The 13,199-nt window shown below is 71.5% G+C and carries 14 protein-coding genes; 12 read left to right on the top strand and 2 right to left on the bottom strand.

The genetic code is table 11. The features are described from left to right. The first annotated feature begins 1 nt into the window (after position 1). The 11 genes from B0W88_RS06080 (at position 2) to B0W88_RS06030 (ending at position 10,357) form a co-directional block, all read left to right on the top strand. On the top strand, positions 2-964 hold the full coding sequence (locus B0W88_RS06080; protein ID WP_077033766.1) for a Gfo/Idh/MocA family oxidoreductase: 963 nt from the start codon (positions 2-4) through the stop codon (positions 962-964). Continuing rightward, on the top strand, positions 964-1,947 hold the full coding sequence (locus B0W88_RS06075) for an aldo/keto reductase (protein ID WP_369973846.1): 984 nt from the start codon (positions 964-966) through the stop codon (positions 1,945-1,947). Before B0W88_RS06080 ends, B0W88_RS06075 begins: the two co-directional genes overlap by 1 nt. A 34-nt stretch (positions 1,948-1,981) precedes the next feature. Next, positions 1,982-2,854, top strand: a complete 873-nt coding sequence (locus B0W88_RS06070) for a branched-chain amino acid ABC transporter permease (protein WP_077033765.1) — start codon at positions 1,982-1,984, stop codon at positions 2,852-2,854. Next, positions 2,851-3,792 carry a branched-chain amino acid ABC transporter permease gene (locus tag B0W88_RS06065; RefSeq protein ID WP_077033764.1) on the top strand — a complete coding sequence of 314 codons (942 nt, stop codon included), beginning with the start codon at positions 2,851-2,853 and terminating at the stop codon, positions 3,790-3,792. Before B0W88_RS06070 ends, B0W88_RS06065 begins: the two co-directional genes overlap by 4 nt. Next, positions 3,789-4,550, top strand: a complete 762-nt coding sequence (locus B0W88_RS06060) for an ABC transporter ATP-binding protein (RefSeq protein ID WP_077033763.1) — start codon at positions 3,789-3,791, stop codon at positions 4,548-4,550. The genes B0W88_RS06065 and B0W88_RS06060 overlap by 4 nt, the downstream gene beginning before the upstream one ends. Further along, the gene (locus B0W88_RS06055) at positions 4,543-5,259 is read left to right on the top strand and encodes an ABC transporter ATP-binding protein (RefSeq protein ID WP_077033762.1); all 717 of its coding nucleotides are present in this window, start codon (positions 4,543-4,545) and stop codon (positions 5,257-5,259) included. The genes B0W88_RS06060 and B0W88_RS06055 overlap by 8 nt, the downstream gene beginning before the upstream one ends. A gap of 116 nt (positions 5,260-5,375) precedes the next feature. After that, on the top strand, positions 5,376-6,221 hold the full coding sequence (locus tag B0W88_RS06050; RefSeq protein ID WP_077033761.1) for a response regulator: 846 nt from the start codon (positions 5,376-5,378) through the stop codon (positions 6,219-6,221). A gap of 31 nt (positions 6,222-6,252) precedes the next feature. Beyond that, a complete protein-coding gene (locus tag B0W88_RS06045; RefSeq protein ID WP_077033760.1) occupies positions 6,253-6,747 on the top strand; it encodes a spore coat U domain-containing protein in 495 nt (164 codons plus the stop codon). Between the two features lie 32 nt (positions 6,748-6,779). Beyond that, complete coding sequence (locus B0W88_RS06040) at positions 6,780-7,523, top strand: molecular chaperone (protein WP_158080806.1); 744 nt, start codon at positions 6,780-6,782, stop codon at positions 7,521-7,523. Next, positions 7,507-9,858, top strand: a complete 2,352-nt coding sequence (locus B0W88_RS06035; protein WP_083748612.1) for a fimbria/pilus outer membrane usher protein — start codon at positions 7,507-7,509, stop codon at positions 9,856-9,858. Before B0W88_RS06040 ends, B0W88_RS06035 begins: the two co-directional genes overlap by 17 nt. A 4-nt stretch (positions 9,859-9,862) precedes the next feature. Further along, positions 9,863-10,357: a spore coat U domain-containing protein gene (locus tag B0W88_RS06030; RefSeq protein WP_077033757.1), complete on the top strand. Its 495-nt coding sequence runs from the start codon at positions 9,863-9,865 to the stop codon at positions 10,355-10,357. Positions 10,358-10,360: 3 nt separating this feature from the next. On the opposite strand, the gene B0W88_RS06025 is transcribed toward B0W88_RS06030, so the two are convergent. After that, the gene (locus B0W88_RS06025; protein ID WP_077033756.1) at positions 10,361-10,702 is read right to left on the bottom strand and encodes a YXWGXW repeat-containing protein; all 342 of its coding nucleotides are present in this window, start codon (positions 10,700-10,702) and stop codon (positions 10,361-10,363) included. Positions 10,703-10,764: 62 nt separating this feature from the next. Then, complete coding sequence (locus B0W88_RS06020) at positions 10,765-12,642, bottom strand: S41 family peptidase (protein ID WP_077033755.1); 1,878 nt, start codon at positions 12,640-12,642, stop codon at positions 10,765-10,767. Positions 12,643-12,724: 82 nt separating this feature from the next. Between B0W88_RS06020 and B0W88_RS06015 the strand changes: the two genes are divergently transcribed. Then, the coding region (locus B0W88_RS06015; RefSeq protein ID WP_198937784.1) for a winged helix-turn-helix domain-containing protein at positions 12,725-13,199 on the top strand (475 nt) is incomplete at its 3' end.

The following is a 13,199-nucleotide window of genomic DNA, read 5'->3' as shown; positions in this document are numbered from 1 at the left end:
CATGAGCACCAACAAACCCATCCGCGTCGCCCTCGCCGGCGCCGGCGCCTTCGGCATCAAGCACCTGGATGCGCTGAAGCTGATCGACGGCGTCACGGTGACCTCGGTCGTCGGCCGCGAGCTGGACAAGACCCAGGAGGTGGCGGCCAAGTACGGCATCGGCCACGTGACCACCGAGCTGGACGAGACGCTGGCCCGCGCCGACGTGGACGCTGTGATCCTCGCCACGCCCACGCAGATGCACGCGTCCCAGACGCTGGCCTGCCTGAAGGCCGGCAAGCACGTGCAGGTGGAGATCCCGCTGTGCGACCTGCTGGCCGACGGCGAGCAGGTCGTCGCCGCGCAGCAGGCTAGCGGCCTGGTGGCGATGTGCGGCCACACCCGCCGCTTCAACCCCAGCCACCAGTGGGTGCACAAGAAGATCACCGCCGGCGAGTTCAACATCCAGCAGATGGATGTTCAGACCTACTTCTTCCGCCGCACGAACATGAACGCGCTGGGCCAGGCGCGCAGCTGGACCGACCACCTGCTGTGGCACCACGCCGCCCACACGGTGGACCTGTTCGCCTACCAGGCCGGCAGCCCGATCGTGAAGGCCAACGCCATCCAGGGCCCGATCCATCCGACGCTGGGCATCGCGATGGACATGAGCATCCAGCTGCAGGCGCAGAACGGCGCCATCTGCACGCTGAGCCTGTCCTTCAACAATGACGGCCCGCTGGGCACCTTCTTCCGCTACATCGGCGACACGGGCACCTACATCGCCCGCTACGACGACCTGGTCAACGGCAAGGAGGAGAAGATCGACGTGTCCAAGGTCGACGTGTCGATGAACGGCATCGAGCTGCAGGACCGCGAGTTCATCGCCGCGATCCGCGAGGGCCGCGAGCCGAACGCCAGCGTGGCGCAGGTGTTGCCCTGCTACCAGGTGCTGCACAAGCTGGAACAGCAGCTCAAGTCCTGATGAGCGCGATGAAGCGCCGCATCGGCCCGTTCGAGGTGCAGCCCATCGGCCTGGGCTGCATGAACCTGAGCCATGCCTACGGCACGCCGCCGCCGCGCGAGGCGGCGAAGGCGCTGCTGGAGCGGGCGCTGGAGATCGGCGTCGACTTCTTCGACACCGCGGCGCTCTACGGTTTCGGCGCCAACGAGACACTGGTCGGCGAGGTGCTGGCTCCTCATCGTGATCGCTTCATGCTGGCCAGCAAGTGCGGCATCCAGGGCGTGGACGGCGTGCGCGTGATCGACGGCCGGCCCGAGACCTTGAAGAAGAGCTGCGAGGACTCGCTGCGCCGGCTGCGCACCGAGGTGATCGACCTGTTCTACCTGCACCGCTGGGACAAGCACAAGGTGCCGATCGAGGACAGCGTCGGCGCGCTGGCCGAGCTGGTGCGCGAGGGCAAGGTGCGGGCGATCGGCCTCTCGGAAGTGTCGAGCGCCACGCTGCGCCGCGCACATGCGGTGCACCCGATCGCCGCGGTGCAATCCGAGTATTCGCTGTGGAGCCGCGACGTGGAGGCGCAGATGCTGCCCACCTGCGCCGAGCTGGGCACGGCCTTCGTCGCCTTCAGCCCGGTGGCGCGCGGCTTCCTCGGCGGCGAGCTGGGCGAGCCGTCGGGCTTCGAGCCCAAGGATCTGCGCCGCGCGATGCCGCGCTTCCAGCCCGAGGTCTGGGCCCACAACAAGGGCTGCTTGGTGGCGCTGCGCGAACTGGCCGGCGAGGTGGGCTGCACGACCGCCCAACTCGGCCTGGCCTGGGTGCTGGGCTACGGCGAGCAGGTCCTGGCCATCCCGGGCACCACGCAGGTCGGCCATCTGGAGAGCAATGTGGCCGCCAGCGCCATCCGGCTTTCACCCGAGCAGCGCCGCCGCGCGGAAGCCGCGCTGGCACCGATACTCGGCCACCGCTACGCGCCCGCGACCGTGGCGGAGATCGATTCAGACTGACAAGAAAGAAAGCAAAAGGCGAGAGGAGACCCGGGTGCCCACGCTGCTCTTCGACGGCATCGCCTACGGCATGCTGCTGTTCATCCTCGCGCTCGGCCTGGCCGTGACGATGGGCCTGATGAACTTCATCAACCTCGCGCACGGCGCCTTCGCGATGGCCGGCGGCTACACGCTGGTGCTGCTGATGCAGCGCGCCGGCTGGCCCTTCCTGGCCTGCCTGCCGGCGGCCTTCGTTGTCACCGCCGCGCTCGGTGCAGTGATGGAGCGCCTGCTCTACCGCCACATGTATCGCAGGCCCCACCTCGACCAAGTGCTGTTCTCGATCGGCCTGACCTTCATGGCAGTGGCGGCGGTGGACTACCTGATCGGCTCCTCGCAGCAGAACATCCAGCTGCCCGACTTCCTGCGCCAGCGCTTCGAGTTCGGCAGCGGCAAGTGGATGCTGGGCATGGGGGCGTACCGGATCTTCATCATCGGCGTCTGCGTGGCGCTGGCGGTGGGCCTGCAGGCGCTGCTGGCGCGCACGCGCTTCGGCAGCCGGCTGCGGGCGGCGGTCGATGACCCGCGGGCGGCGGTGGGCCTGGGCATCCCGGTCGACCGGGTGTTCCTTGTCACCTTCGCCGTGGGGTCAGGTCTTGCCGGCCTGGGTGGGGCCCTGGGCGCCGACATCCTCGGGCTCGATCCGAACTTCCCGCTGAAGTTCATGGTCTATTTCCTGATCGTCTGCGCGGTCGGCGGCACGCAGTCGATCACCGGCCCGCTGATCGCCGCGCTGGTGCTCGGCATCGCCGACGTGATGGGCAAGTACTACGCGCCCAAGCTGGGCAGCTTCATCGTCTACGTGCTGATGATCGCGATCCTGCTGTGGCGGCCACAGGGGCTGTTCACCCGGGAGGGCGGCAAATGAACCACGCCCACCGCTGGAGGGCCTGGGAGATCGCCGCCTGGGTGCTGCTGTGGGCGGCGCCGGTGGTGTTCGCTTCGCATGCGGCGCTGATCAACGAGATCGCGATCCTGGCGCTGTTCGCGCTGTCGCTGGACCTGGTGCTGGGCTATGCGGGCATCGTCTCGCTGGGGCATGCGGCCTTCTTCGGCGTGGGCGCCTACGGCGCGGCGCTGTTCGCCAAGCATGTGATGCCCGATCCGCTGGTGGGCCTGGTCGTCGGCACGGTGGGGGCCGGCCTGCTGGGCCTGCTGACCAGCCCGATGATCGTGCGCGGCACGGACCTGACGCGGCTGATGGTCACGATGGGCGTAGCCCTGGTGCTGTACGAGCTGGCCAACAAGTTCGACGGACTCACCGGCGGCACCGACGGGCTGCAGGGCGTGGTGATGGGCCCGCTGCTGGGGGCCTTCGAGTTCGACCTCGGCGCCCGCGTGGCGAGCTTCTATTCGCTGGCCGTGCTGTTCGTCGCCTTCGTCGCGCTGCGGCGCATCGTGCATTCGCCGATCGGTGTCTCGCTGCAGGCGCTGCGCGACAACCGCGTGCGACTGGCCGCGCTGGGCATGTCGGTGCAGGGCCGGCTGGCGGCGGTCTACACGCTGGGCGCCGCGCTGGCCGGCGCCGCGGGCGCGCTGCTGGCGCAGACGACCGGCTTCGCCTCGCTCGACGTGTTCGACTTCCACCGCAGCGCCGACGTGATGCTGGCGCTGATCATCGGCGGCCCGGCCTGGCTGTGGGGCGGCCTGATCGGCGCGGTAGCCTTCAAGGTGCTGCATGACCTGATCTCCGCCATCACCGTGCAGTACTGGACCTTCTGGATCGGCCTGGTGCTGGTGGTGATCGTGATGGTGGGCCGCGAGCGGCTGCTGCGGCCGTGGACGTGGTGGAGGAAGGGCCGATGAGCGCGCCGGTTCTCCAGACCTTCCATCTGGTCAAGAAGTTCGGCGGCCTGACGGCGACGCAGGACGTCTCGCTCGCCATCGCCCCCGGCGCGCGGCATGCACTGATCGGCCCCAACGGCGCCGGCAAGACCACGCTGATCAACCAGCTCACCGGCGTGCTCGCGCCCACCAGCGGCCGCGTGGAGCTGATGGGCAGCGATATCACCACGCTGGCCTCGCACAAGCGCGCCGGCCTCGGCCTCGTGCGCACCTTCCAGATCAACCAGCTCTTTGCCTCGCTGACGCCGCGCCAGAGCCTGGCGCTGGCGGTGACCAGTCGCCAGGGGCGGGCGCACCGCTGGTGGCGGCCTCTCGGCGCGGATTCAGCGGTGCAGGCCGAATGCAAGGACCTGCTCGAGCGCTTCCGCCTCGACACCCACGCCGACCAGCCCACCGCCCAGCTGCCCTACGGCAAGCGCCGCCTGCTGGAGATCGCGCTGGCCGTGGCCATGCAGCCCCGCGTGCTGCTGCTGGACGAGCCGGCCGCGGGCGTTCCGGCCGCCGAGCGAGGCGACATCCTGGCCACCGTCGCCGCGCTGCCGGCCGAGGTTGCGGTGGTGCTGATCGAGCATGACATGGACCTGGTCTTCTCCTTTGCCGACCGCATCACGGTCCTGGTCAACGGCGCGATGCTCACCGAAGGCGCGCCGGCCGAGATCGCCGCCGACCCGAAAGTCCGCGAGGTCTACCTCGGCAGCACGGAGATCCGCCATGGCTGAACTGCTCGATGTGCAGGGCCTCACCTGCGGCCACGGCGAGGCCGTCGTCCTCAGCGACGTCAGCTTCTCCCTCGAAGCCGGCCGGTCCCTCGCCCTGCTGGGCCGCAACGGCAGCGGCAAGACCACGCTGATCGACACGCTGGTCGGCGTCACCCGCCGGCACGCCGGCACGATCCGGCTGGCCGGGCAGGACCTGACCCCGCTGCCCGCTCACAAGCGCGCCGCCGCCGGCATCGGCTGGGTGCCGCAGGAGCGCAACATCTTCAAGTCGCTGACGGTGGCCGAGAACCTCACGGCCGTCGCCCGCCCCGGCCCCTGGACCGAGCAGCGCGTGTATGAACTCTTTCCCCGTCTGGAAGAGCGCCGCCGCAACCTCGGCAACCAGCTCTCCGGCGGCGAGCAGCAGATGCTGGCCTTCGGCCGCGCGCTGATGCTCAACCCGCGCCTGCTGCTGCTGGACGAGCCGCTGGAAGGCCTGGCACCCATCATCGTCGAGGACCTGCTGAACGCGATCCGCCGCGTCACCCGCGAGGAGGGCCTGTCGGCCATCGTCGTCGAGCAGCATCCGCAGATGATCCTGGCGGTGACGGACCAGGCGCTGGTGCTGGACCGCGGCGGCATCGTGCTGCGCGCCGGCAGCGCCGCGCTGCGGGCCGACCCGGCCCCGCTGGATGCCTGGCTGGGCGTCGGCCACGCGACGGGCGTGTAGGCAACTTCCCTACGCCGGATTGCAGCATCGCTGCACCGGCGCTGCCGGCAACGCCCGCTGCCGGGCGCTCCCTGCTTTTGGAACACTGAGATCCAACAAGTCAGGGAGCAAAAGAGATGAATGTTTTTCTTGTCGAGGATTCGCCCGCGATCCGCCGCCTGCTGGTCCGCCGCCTCAACCAGATGCCCGGCATGCGGGTGGTCGGCGAGGCGATGGGCGAAACCCAGGCGCTGGCGATGATCCAGTGGACCCGCCCGGACGTCGTGCTGACGGACCTGGCCCTGGCCGAAGGCTCGGGCATCAAGCTGCTTGCCGCGCTGCGCCGCGGCGGCTTCGACGGCCACATCGCGGTGCTCACCAGCCAGGATGCCGATGCCTGGCGCCCGATCTGCCTGCGGGCCGGTGCCGACGCCTTCTACGACAAGGGCACCGGCCTGGAAACCCTGTTCGACCACCTTGCCACGGCCGAGGCCATGGGCCGCGGCACGGCCGCCGGCGATGAGCCGCCGGCGCTGCTGCTGCGCGCCGGCCTGACCGGCCTGTGCTGCGACGCCGTCCTGCACGAGCGCCTGGACCAGGCCTCCCGCCAGGCCACCCAGGACGGCTGCCACCTGGCGGTCTACGTGCTGCGCATCGAAGGCCTGGCGACGCTGCCTGCCGCTCTGGCCGAGCAGGTGGAGCTGCAGGTCACCGAGCGGCTGCGCCTGGCCTGCTCCGAGGCCGACATCGTCGCGCGGCCCTCGCCCTCGCAGTTCTGCGTGGTGCTGACCCGGCTGGAAGACGCCGGCCTGGCCACCGCCTATGCCCGCCGCCTGGGCGCACTGGCCGCCGAGCCGATCCAGCACGGCGACGCGCACATCCGCCTGGCCGTGGAGATCGGCATGGCCCTGTTTCCGAACGATGCCGTCTCGCCTGGCGGCCTGCTGACCCTTGCCGAGGCCAGCGCCTTCGGTGCCCTTTGACACGACACTTCATCCCGGGGAGAAATACACCATGAACGCCAAGCGCATCCTGATCGCCGCCCTGCTGACGCCTTGCCTGTCCTGGGCGGGCACGGCCGGCAACACCTTCCAGGTCACCGCCACCGTCGTCAGCTCCTGCACCGTCAGCGGCACCACGCTGAACTTCGGCGGCAGCATCGACCCGCTGGCCACGGCCACCCCGCTGGACGCCACCTCCACGCTGAGCGTGCAGTGCACCAACACCACGCCCTACACCGTGGCGCTGAACGCGGGCAGCAATGCCGGCGGCGCTTCCAACTTCAGCGCCCGGGCGATGAAGAGCGGTGCCCGCTCGCTGGCCTACCAGCTCTACCTGGACACCGGCCACTCCAGCGTCTGGGGCGACGGCACCGCCAGCAGCGCCACCTACAGCGGCACCGGCAGTGGCAGCGCGCAGACGCTGAACATCTACGGCCGCCTGCCCTCTCTTGCCAACGTCGTTCCGGGGACGTACACAGACACTGTTACCGTCACCGTCAGCTACTGAGTTCACAACGAACCGCCAGGGAGGCGAGCATGATGAACCGAGCGATCCGATATCTCTTGTCCGTCCTTTTCTCCGTCGCCGCGGCGCTGCCGCTCGCAGCCCAGGCCGCCGACGTCACGCTGATGCCGGTCAATGTGCGGCTGGACCGCAACAACGACCGCAGCACGGTGCAGGTCATCAACAACGGCCAGGAGCCGGTGCTGATGCAGGCCGAGGCGATCCTCTGGACCCGCGTCAACGGCCAGGACCACGACGGCCCGACCACCGACCTGATCATCAACCCGCCGGTCTTCACCGTGCAGCCCGGCGCCACCCAGGTTCTGCGCGTGGGCCTGCGCCGCAGCCAGGAACTGGCCCAGGAGGGCACCTACCGCATCATCCTGCGCGAGGTGCCGATGCCGCAGGCGGCGGACTTCCAGCAGCTTTCCGGCAGCGTGCGCGTGCTGGTGACGATGCGGGTGCCGGTCTACGTGGCGCCGGCCCAGGTCAGGCGCAGCGAGCGCTGGCAGGTCACCCGCGCGCCGGACGGCTCGCTGCTCGCCCAGGTCAACAACGCCGGCAACGTGCACCTGAAGGTGGCCGAGCTGCGCCTGCAGGGCCCCGGTGGCGAGGCGCTGGCCGCCGTGGCGCAGAAGGGCGGGCCCTCGGTGATCTTCCCGGGCGAGCAGCGCGTGTTCAAGCTGCCGGCGGAATCGCGGGTCGCCCAGGTGCAGGTCCAGACCGAGGACGGCATCCGCATGGTGGCGCTGAACGACGCCGATGCGCCGAAGCCCTGAAGCGGCGCGCTTCAGCCGGGTGCTCCGGATCGCTCTTCCTCTCCTTGCCGCCGGGCTTCTCCTGCAGGGCGGCAGCGTGCGGGCGCAGGTGGCCCAGGGCTTCCCGCCGCCCAAGCCGCAGTGGGGCGAGACCCTGCTGCTGGCGCTGACGATCAACGGCGTGCCGCAGGACGGCATGGTGCGCGCGGTGCGGCTCAGCGAGGGGCTGGCGATCCCGACGGCCGTCTGGGGCGAGTTGCACCTGCGCCTGCCCAATGCCGCGCCCCGGATGATCGACGGCGAGGTCCACCTGCTGCTGGCCACCGGCGCGGTCGACTGGCACATCGACGAGGCCAGCCAGACGCTCGAGATCCGCGCCCCGGCCTCGGCCTTCGACGACCAGCGCCTGGAGCTCGGGGCCGGCGCGGCGCGGGTCACCCAGCCCTCGATCTGGGCGCCTTACCTGAACTACGACGCCCAGTGGCAGACGGTGCCGGGCAGCCCCAGCGTGGCCGATGCGCTGTGGGAACTGGGCCTGTTCAGCCCGCATGGAGCCTTCAGCAGCACCGGCGTGGCGCGCAGCGAGGGCCGTGGCGTGCGGCTGGACACCCGCTGGCAGAACGACGACCCCGGCCAGCTGCGCACGCTGCGCCTCGGCGATGCGATCAGCGAGCCCGGCGCCTGGGGTCGCGCGCTGCGCTTCGGCGGCCTGCAATGGGGCAGCGACTTCTCGCTGCAGCCCGGCTACCTGAGCTTCCCGCTGCCGACGGTGCGCGGCGAGGCCTCGCTGCCGTCCACGCTGGACGTTTACGTCAACAACGGCCAGCGCCTGCAGAGCCGGGTGCAGGCCGGCGCCTTCGACCTCGCGGAGCTGCCGGTCGTGACCGGGCAGGGCGAGATCCGCACCGTGGTCAAGGACCTGCTGGGGCGCGAGCAGGTCGTCGTCACGCCCTACTACGTGAGCCCGGCGCTGCTCAAGCCGGGCCTCAGCGCCTACAGCCTCGAAGTCGGCGCTCAGCGCAAGGACTACGGCGTGCGCAGCAACGCCTACGGCCCCGGCCTGCTCAGCGCCACCCTGCGGCGCGGGATCAGCAACCGCTTCACCACCGAGCTGCGCGGCGAAGCCAGCCCGCACCAGCAGGCGCTGGGCGCCTCGGGCTGGATGCTGTGGCCGGAGCTGGGCACCGGCCTGCTGTCGGCCGCGGCCAGCCGCTCGGACGAGCAGGGCAGCGGCTGGCTGCTGGTGGCCGGCCTGGACCGCCAGGCCCGCGACTGGAGCGGCAGCGTGCAGTGGCGGCGCGCCAGCCCGGGCTTCAGCCAGCTCGGCACGGTGAGCGTGCCGCGCCAGGTGCTGACGCTGGCGCTGGGCACCTCCTGGCGCGGCCAGTCGCTGGGCATGAGCTGGCTGGACCAGCGCGGCGGCAGCGCGCCGAGCCGGCTGGCGCAGCTGAACTACGGCGTGGACCTGGGGCGCAGCGGCTATGTCGGCCTGGCCCTGTTCCGCGACCTGATGCCGGGCGGCTCCACGATGGTGGCGCTCAGCTGGAACTTCTCGCTGGGCCAGCACTACAGCGGCGGCGTCAGCACGCAGCGCCAATCGGGCGGGCAGGCCGGCTCCTCCGTGAATCCGGTCCAGGTGCAGCTGCAGCGCAATCCCGGCCTCGGCTCCGACTACGGCTACCAACTGCTCGCCGAAAGCGGCGGCCACCAGCTCGCCCAGGGCAGCTGGCAGGGCGACCACGCGGTGCTCGGCGCCGGCATCGCGCGGCGCAACGGCAACACCGAGGCCCGCGCCAGCGCCAGCGGCGGCCTCGCGCTGCTGGACGGCAGCCTGTTCGCCGGCCGCCGCATCGACGGCGGCATGGCGCTGGTGGACGTCGGCGGCCAGCCGGGCGTGCGGGTGCTGCAGGACAACCAGGTGGTGGCCCGTACCGACCGCAATGGCCGGGCCTTCGTCACGCAGCTGCGCGGCTACGAGTCCAACCGCGTCGGCGTGGAGGCGGCCGACCTGCCGATGGACGTGGAGCTCGAGGCGCTGGAGATCCGCCTGACCCCGGCCGCCCGCAGCGCCAGCACCATCGCCTTCCCGGTCACGCGCGGGCGCGCGGCCAGCCTGCGGGTGCTCGACGCGGCGGGCCAGCCGCTGCCGCCGGGTGCGATGCTGCAGGCCGGTGCCGCACGCCGCTTCCCGGTCGGGCTGGATGGCCGCAGCTACCTGGCCGGCCTGGCCGAGGGGCGCAACACCGTGTCGGCCGCCTGGGCCGGCGGCAGCGCCCACTGCGAATTCGAGCTCGTGCTGCCGCCCGAGCGCGATCATGACGACCTGCCCGACCTGGGCTCATTGACCTGCCGGTGATGCGATGACCAAGAAGATGCTGCTCGTGCTGTTCCTGCTGCTGTCCGCGGCGCTGCCGGCGCGGGCGCTGTGCGTGCTGCCGCTGTGCACCTGCACGCTGACCACGGCCAACGTGGCCTTCGGCAGCTACAACCCGATGTCCTTCAGCCCGACGGACAGCACCGGCAGCGTCAGCGTCAGCTGCGGCGGCGTGGCTGGGCTGCTGATCCCGATGACCGTGGCGATCAGCACCGGCAGCAGCGGCAGCTACGGCACCCGCAAGCTGCGCAGCGGCGCCAACACGCTGGACTACAACCTCTATACCGATGCGTCCTACACGACCATCCTCGGCGACGGCAGCGGCGCCACGCAACTGGCCAATCTCTCGCTGCTGCTGGACGTGCTGGGCCTCGCGCCGGCCCAGACGGTGTGGGTCTACGGCCGCATCCCGGCCCGCCAGCTGGCGGCGGTGCCGGGGGTGTACGCCGACACGATCAACGTGACGCTGACCTACTACTGACGCTCAATCGTGACGGTGGCGCTCCCAGCGCCCCGGCTCCATGCGCCAGCCGTTGCCGGCATGCACCCAGGCGTGCGGCACCCAGTGGTAGCCCGCCCGCGGCGCCTCCCAGTGGCCGCCGACCCAGACGTGGCGGCCGCCGACCCAGTTCCAGTAGCCGCCCAGCCAGATGTAGCCGGGCGTCGGCGGGGCGCCGTAGTACTCGACCTGCGGCGCCGGCGGCGCCACGGTGACGACGGCGCCGTCGTAGGCATAGGCCCCGCGGGCGGGGGCGACGATGCAGCCGCTCAGCGAGACGGCGGCGGAGATGGCCGCGAGGGCCAGCAGCGGAAGGCGGTAGGACATGATGCGGACTCCAGGGGAATACACCCCAGGAACGGCATCCGCCGTGCCGCCGCCGACAGGCTTTACCGGGCGGAAACCTGGTCGTCCAGCATTGCCTTGCGCTGCTGGCGCAGGCGCCCGCCGGCAAAGCCCTGCGCCTCGACGCGCCGCGCGTCCGCGCCCAGCGCGATCTCCAGCCGCTGGCCGCGCCGCTGCACCGGGAAGCTGCCGAAGGGGTGCTCGTCCACGTACAGGTCCACCAGCTCGAGCCCGCGGGTCTCGACGACCAAGACCGGCGCGCCCTGTTCGTCGCTCGCCAGGTCCAGCTCCATCGCGCTGCCCGGCCCGGCCGCGCGCAGCCGGCCGATGCAGTGGCGCAGCAGGTCGCGGTTGCCGTGCAGCAGGTCGTCGCGGCTCATCGCGTAGCGGCTGGCGGCGGGGATGCCCAGGTCCTCGATCAGCAGGCCCTCGCTGGGCCCGGCGCGCAGCGCGCGGCGGAACGCGAAGGACATGCCCACGTCCCTCGGCAGCGCGGGCAGCTGCACGCCGGCCTCGGCCAGCGCTTCGCGGATCTCGCCGTAGTCCCAGGCATTGGCGCCGCCGCCACCGGTGGCCTGGCCCACGCAGACGAAGGGGCCGACGCCGTTGTCCACGAAGCCGGCGGTGAACAGGTCGCCGGCCGAGTAGGTGGACGTGTCCGCCACCAGCAGCACGGTGCCGCCGTAGCGCTGGCCGATCGCGTTGCAGGCCTGCAGCTCGGTCAGCGGGTGGGCGCGCGTGTAGAGCTCGCCGTTGCGCAGCGCGGTGTCCAGCGACTCGCGCCAGGGCCGCAGCGCCGCGCCGATCTCCTGCAGCTGCGGCTGGGCCAGCGCGCGGGTGCGCGGCGTGGCGCGCAGCGCGAAGCTGGTCGGCACGATGGGATGCGGCGTGAACAGGCGCAGCGCCCGCTCGGCCGCGGCGATGTTGCCGCCGGGGTTGCCGCGCACGTCGATGATCAGGCCCTCGCGCGGCAGCTGCGGGATCAGGTGCAGCAGCTCGCCCAGCAGCACGGCGGGCTCCACGTCGAAGCCGAAGATGCGCAGGTAGCCCACGGTTGCCGATTTCGCCGGACCGTCGTCGACCTGCAGCAGCTGCACCCGCAGCAGGTCGGGCAGCGAGGTGTCCAGCGCCTGCGTGCGCACGCCCGCGCCGAGGTCCTGCCAGCGGGCCTGGCGCAAGACCTGACCCTCCAGCGCCTCGGGCGCGAACAGCGCCATCTTGGCGTGGCGCACCGCGCCGGCCGCGCGGTTGAAGGCGCGCAGGTGCGGGTTGCCGGTGCCGTTGGGCGCGCCGCCCTGCAGCCGCCGGGCCTGCGGCGCGGCGATGATGCGCCAGTCCAGGCGGATCTCCTGTTCCGGCGCGTCGTCCGCGATGCGGTAGCCGATCACGACCCACTGCTCGTCCGGCGGCGGCCCGAACTGCAGCGAGCGCAGCGTGAGCGTGGACATCGCGGCGGCGCGCAGCCCGTCGGGCCGGCCGGCGCACTCCTGCTCGGCATGGCGCAGCACCGCGCGGTCGATCGGCACCCCGTTCCAGCGCAGCAGCTCCACGCCCGGCCGGAAGCTGCCGGCGCTCAAGGCCCGGCCGATCTTGGTGACGAGATAGCGCGGCGCATCGTCCGGCCCGTACATCTCCGCCAGGAAGGGCAGGGCGGCGACCTGGCCGGTGCGCTCGCGATGCCAGATGTAACGGGTGTGGTAGTCGCGCAGCTGCGTGAATATTGCCGACAGCTCGGCATGGAAGGCCGCCGCGTCCTGGCGGCCGCGCGCGTCGGAGCGCAGGATCTGCAGGCGCTGCAGCGGATCGACGCCGTAGCGGGCCCGCTTGAGGCTCAAATGGGCATAGAGCTCGCCGAGCACGAGCTCGACGGCATCGAGGATCTGCAGGCGTTCGGCGCGGCCGATCTGCGGGGCGGGTGTCATGGTTATTTGTCCCAGTCGTGGGGATGCGTCGAGGCTGGAGGTTAGCGGTACATTCGGCCCGATCCAACCCGAGGTCCCCGCAGTGCCCGCCGTATCCAGAGCCGCGATCCGCTTTGCCCATTGGGAAATCCGCCCCGACGAACGGCTCCTGCGCGTGCGCGGCGCCGCGGTCACCGTCGGTGCCCGCGCCTTCGCGGTGCTGCTGGCGCTGGTCGAGCGGCGTGGCCAGATGGTCACCAAGCAGCAGCTGCTCGATGCCGCCTGGCCGGGCCTGGTGGTGGAGGAGAACAACGTCTCGGTGCAGATCGCCGCGCTGCGCAAGCTGCTCGGCGCGGGCGCCATCGCCACCGTGGCGGGCCTGGGCTACCAGCTCAGCGCCGAGGCCCTGGCCGACGATGCGGCGCCGGCCCCGGCGCCCAGCGTTGCCGCCTCCCTGCATGCGCTGATCGGCCGCGAGCTGGACGAGGCGGCGGTCGGCGAGCTGCTGGCCCGCGAGCGCCTGGTCAGCGTGATCGGCAGCGGCGGCGTCGGCAAGACCTCGCTGGCCCGCGCGGTGC

Source organism: Pelomonas sp. KK5 (genome assembly GCF_001984095.1).
Taxonomy (GTDB): Bacteria; Pseudomonadota; Gammaproteobacteria; order Burkholderiales; family Burkholderiaceae_C; genus KK5.
The sequence above is the reverse complement of the archived record's forward strand: the minus strand, read 5'-3'. Positions and strand labels throughout refer to the sequence as shown.

What these genes read in the sequence shown, in the direction of transcription:
- B0W88_RS06065 (WP_077033764.1), top strand. Translation starts at nt 2,851, where the DNA reads ATGAACCACGCCCACCGCTGGAGGGCCTGGGAGATCGCCGCCTGGGTG.
- B0W88_RS06025 (WP_077033756.1), bottom strand. Translation starts at nt 10,702, where the DNA reads ATGTCCTACCGCCTTCCGCTGCTGGCCCTCGCGGCCATCTCCGCCGCC.
- B0W88_RS06020 (WP_077033755.1), bottom strand. Translation starts at nt 12,642, where the DNA reads ATGACACCCGCCCCGCAGATCGGCCGCGCCGAACGCCTGCAGATCCTC.
- B0W88_RS06035 (WP_083748612.1), top strand. Translation starts at nt 7,507, where the DNA reads ATGCGCCGAAGCCCTGAAGCGGCGCGCTTCAGCCGGGTGCTCCGGATC.
- B0W88_RS06055 (WP_077033762.1), top strand. Translation starts at nt 4,543, where the DNA reads ATGGCTGAACTGCTCGATGTGCAGGGCCTCACCTGCGGCCACGGCGAG.
- B0W88_RS06030 (WP_077033757.1), top strand. Translation starts at nt 9,863, where the DNA reads ATGACCAAGAAGATGCTGCTCGTGCTGTTCCTGCTGCTGTCCGCGGCG.
- B0W88_RS06080 (WP_077033766.1), top strand. Translation starts at nt 2, where the DNA reads ATGAGCACCAACAAACCCATCCGCGTCGCCCTCGCCGGCGCCGGCGCC.
- B0W88_RS06045 (WP_077033760.1), top strand. Translation starts at nt 6,253, where the DNA reads ATGAACGCCAAGCGCATCCTGATCGCCGCCCTGCTGACGCCTTGCCTG.
- B0W88_RS06060 (WP_077033763.1), top strand. Translation starts at nt 3,789, where the DNA reads ATGAGCGCGCCGGTTCTCCAGACCTTCCATCTGGTCAAGAAGTTCGGC.
- B0W88_RS06050 (WP_077033761.1), top strand. Translation starts at nt 5,376, where the DNA reads ATGAATGTTTTTCTTGTCGAGGATTCGCCCGCGATCCGCCGCCTGCTG.
- B0W88_RS06040 (WP_158080806.1), top strand. Translation starts at nt 6,780, where the DNA reads ATGAACCGAGCGATCCGATATCTCTTGTCCGTCCTTTTCTCCGTCGCC.
- B0W88_RS06075 (WP_369973846.1), top strand. Translation starts at nt 964, where the DNA reads ATGAGCGCGATGAAGCGCCGCATCGGCCCGTTCGAGGTGCAGCCCATC.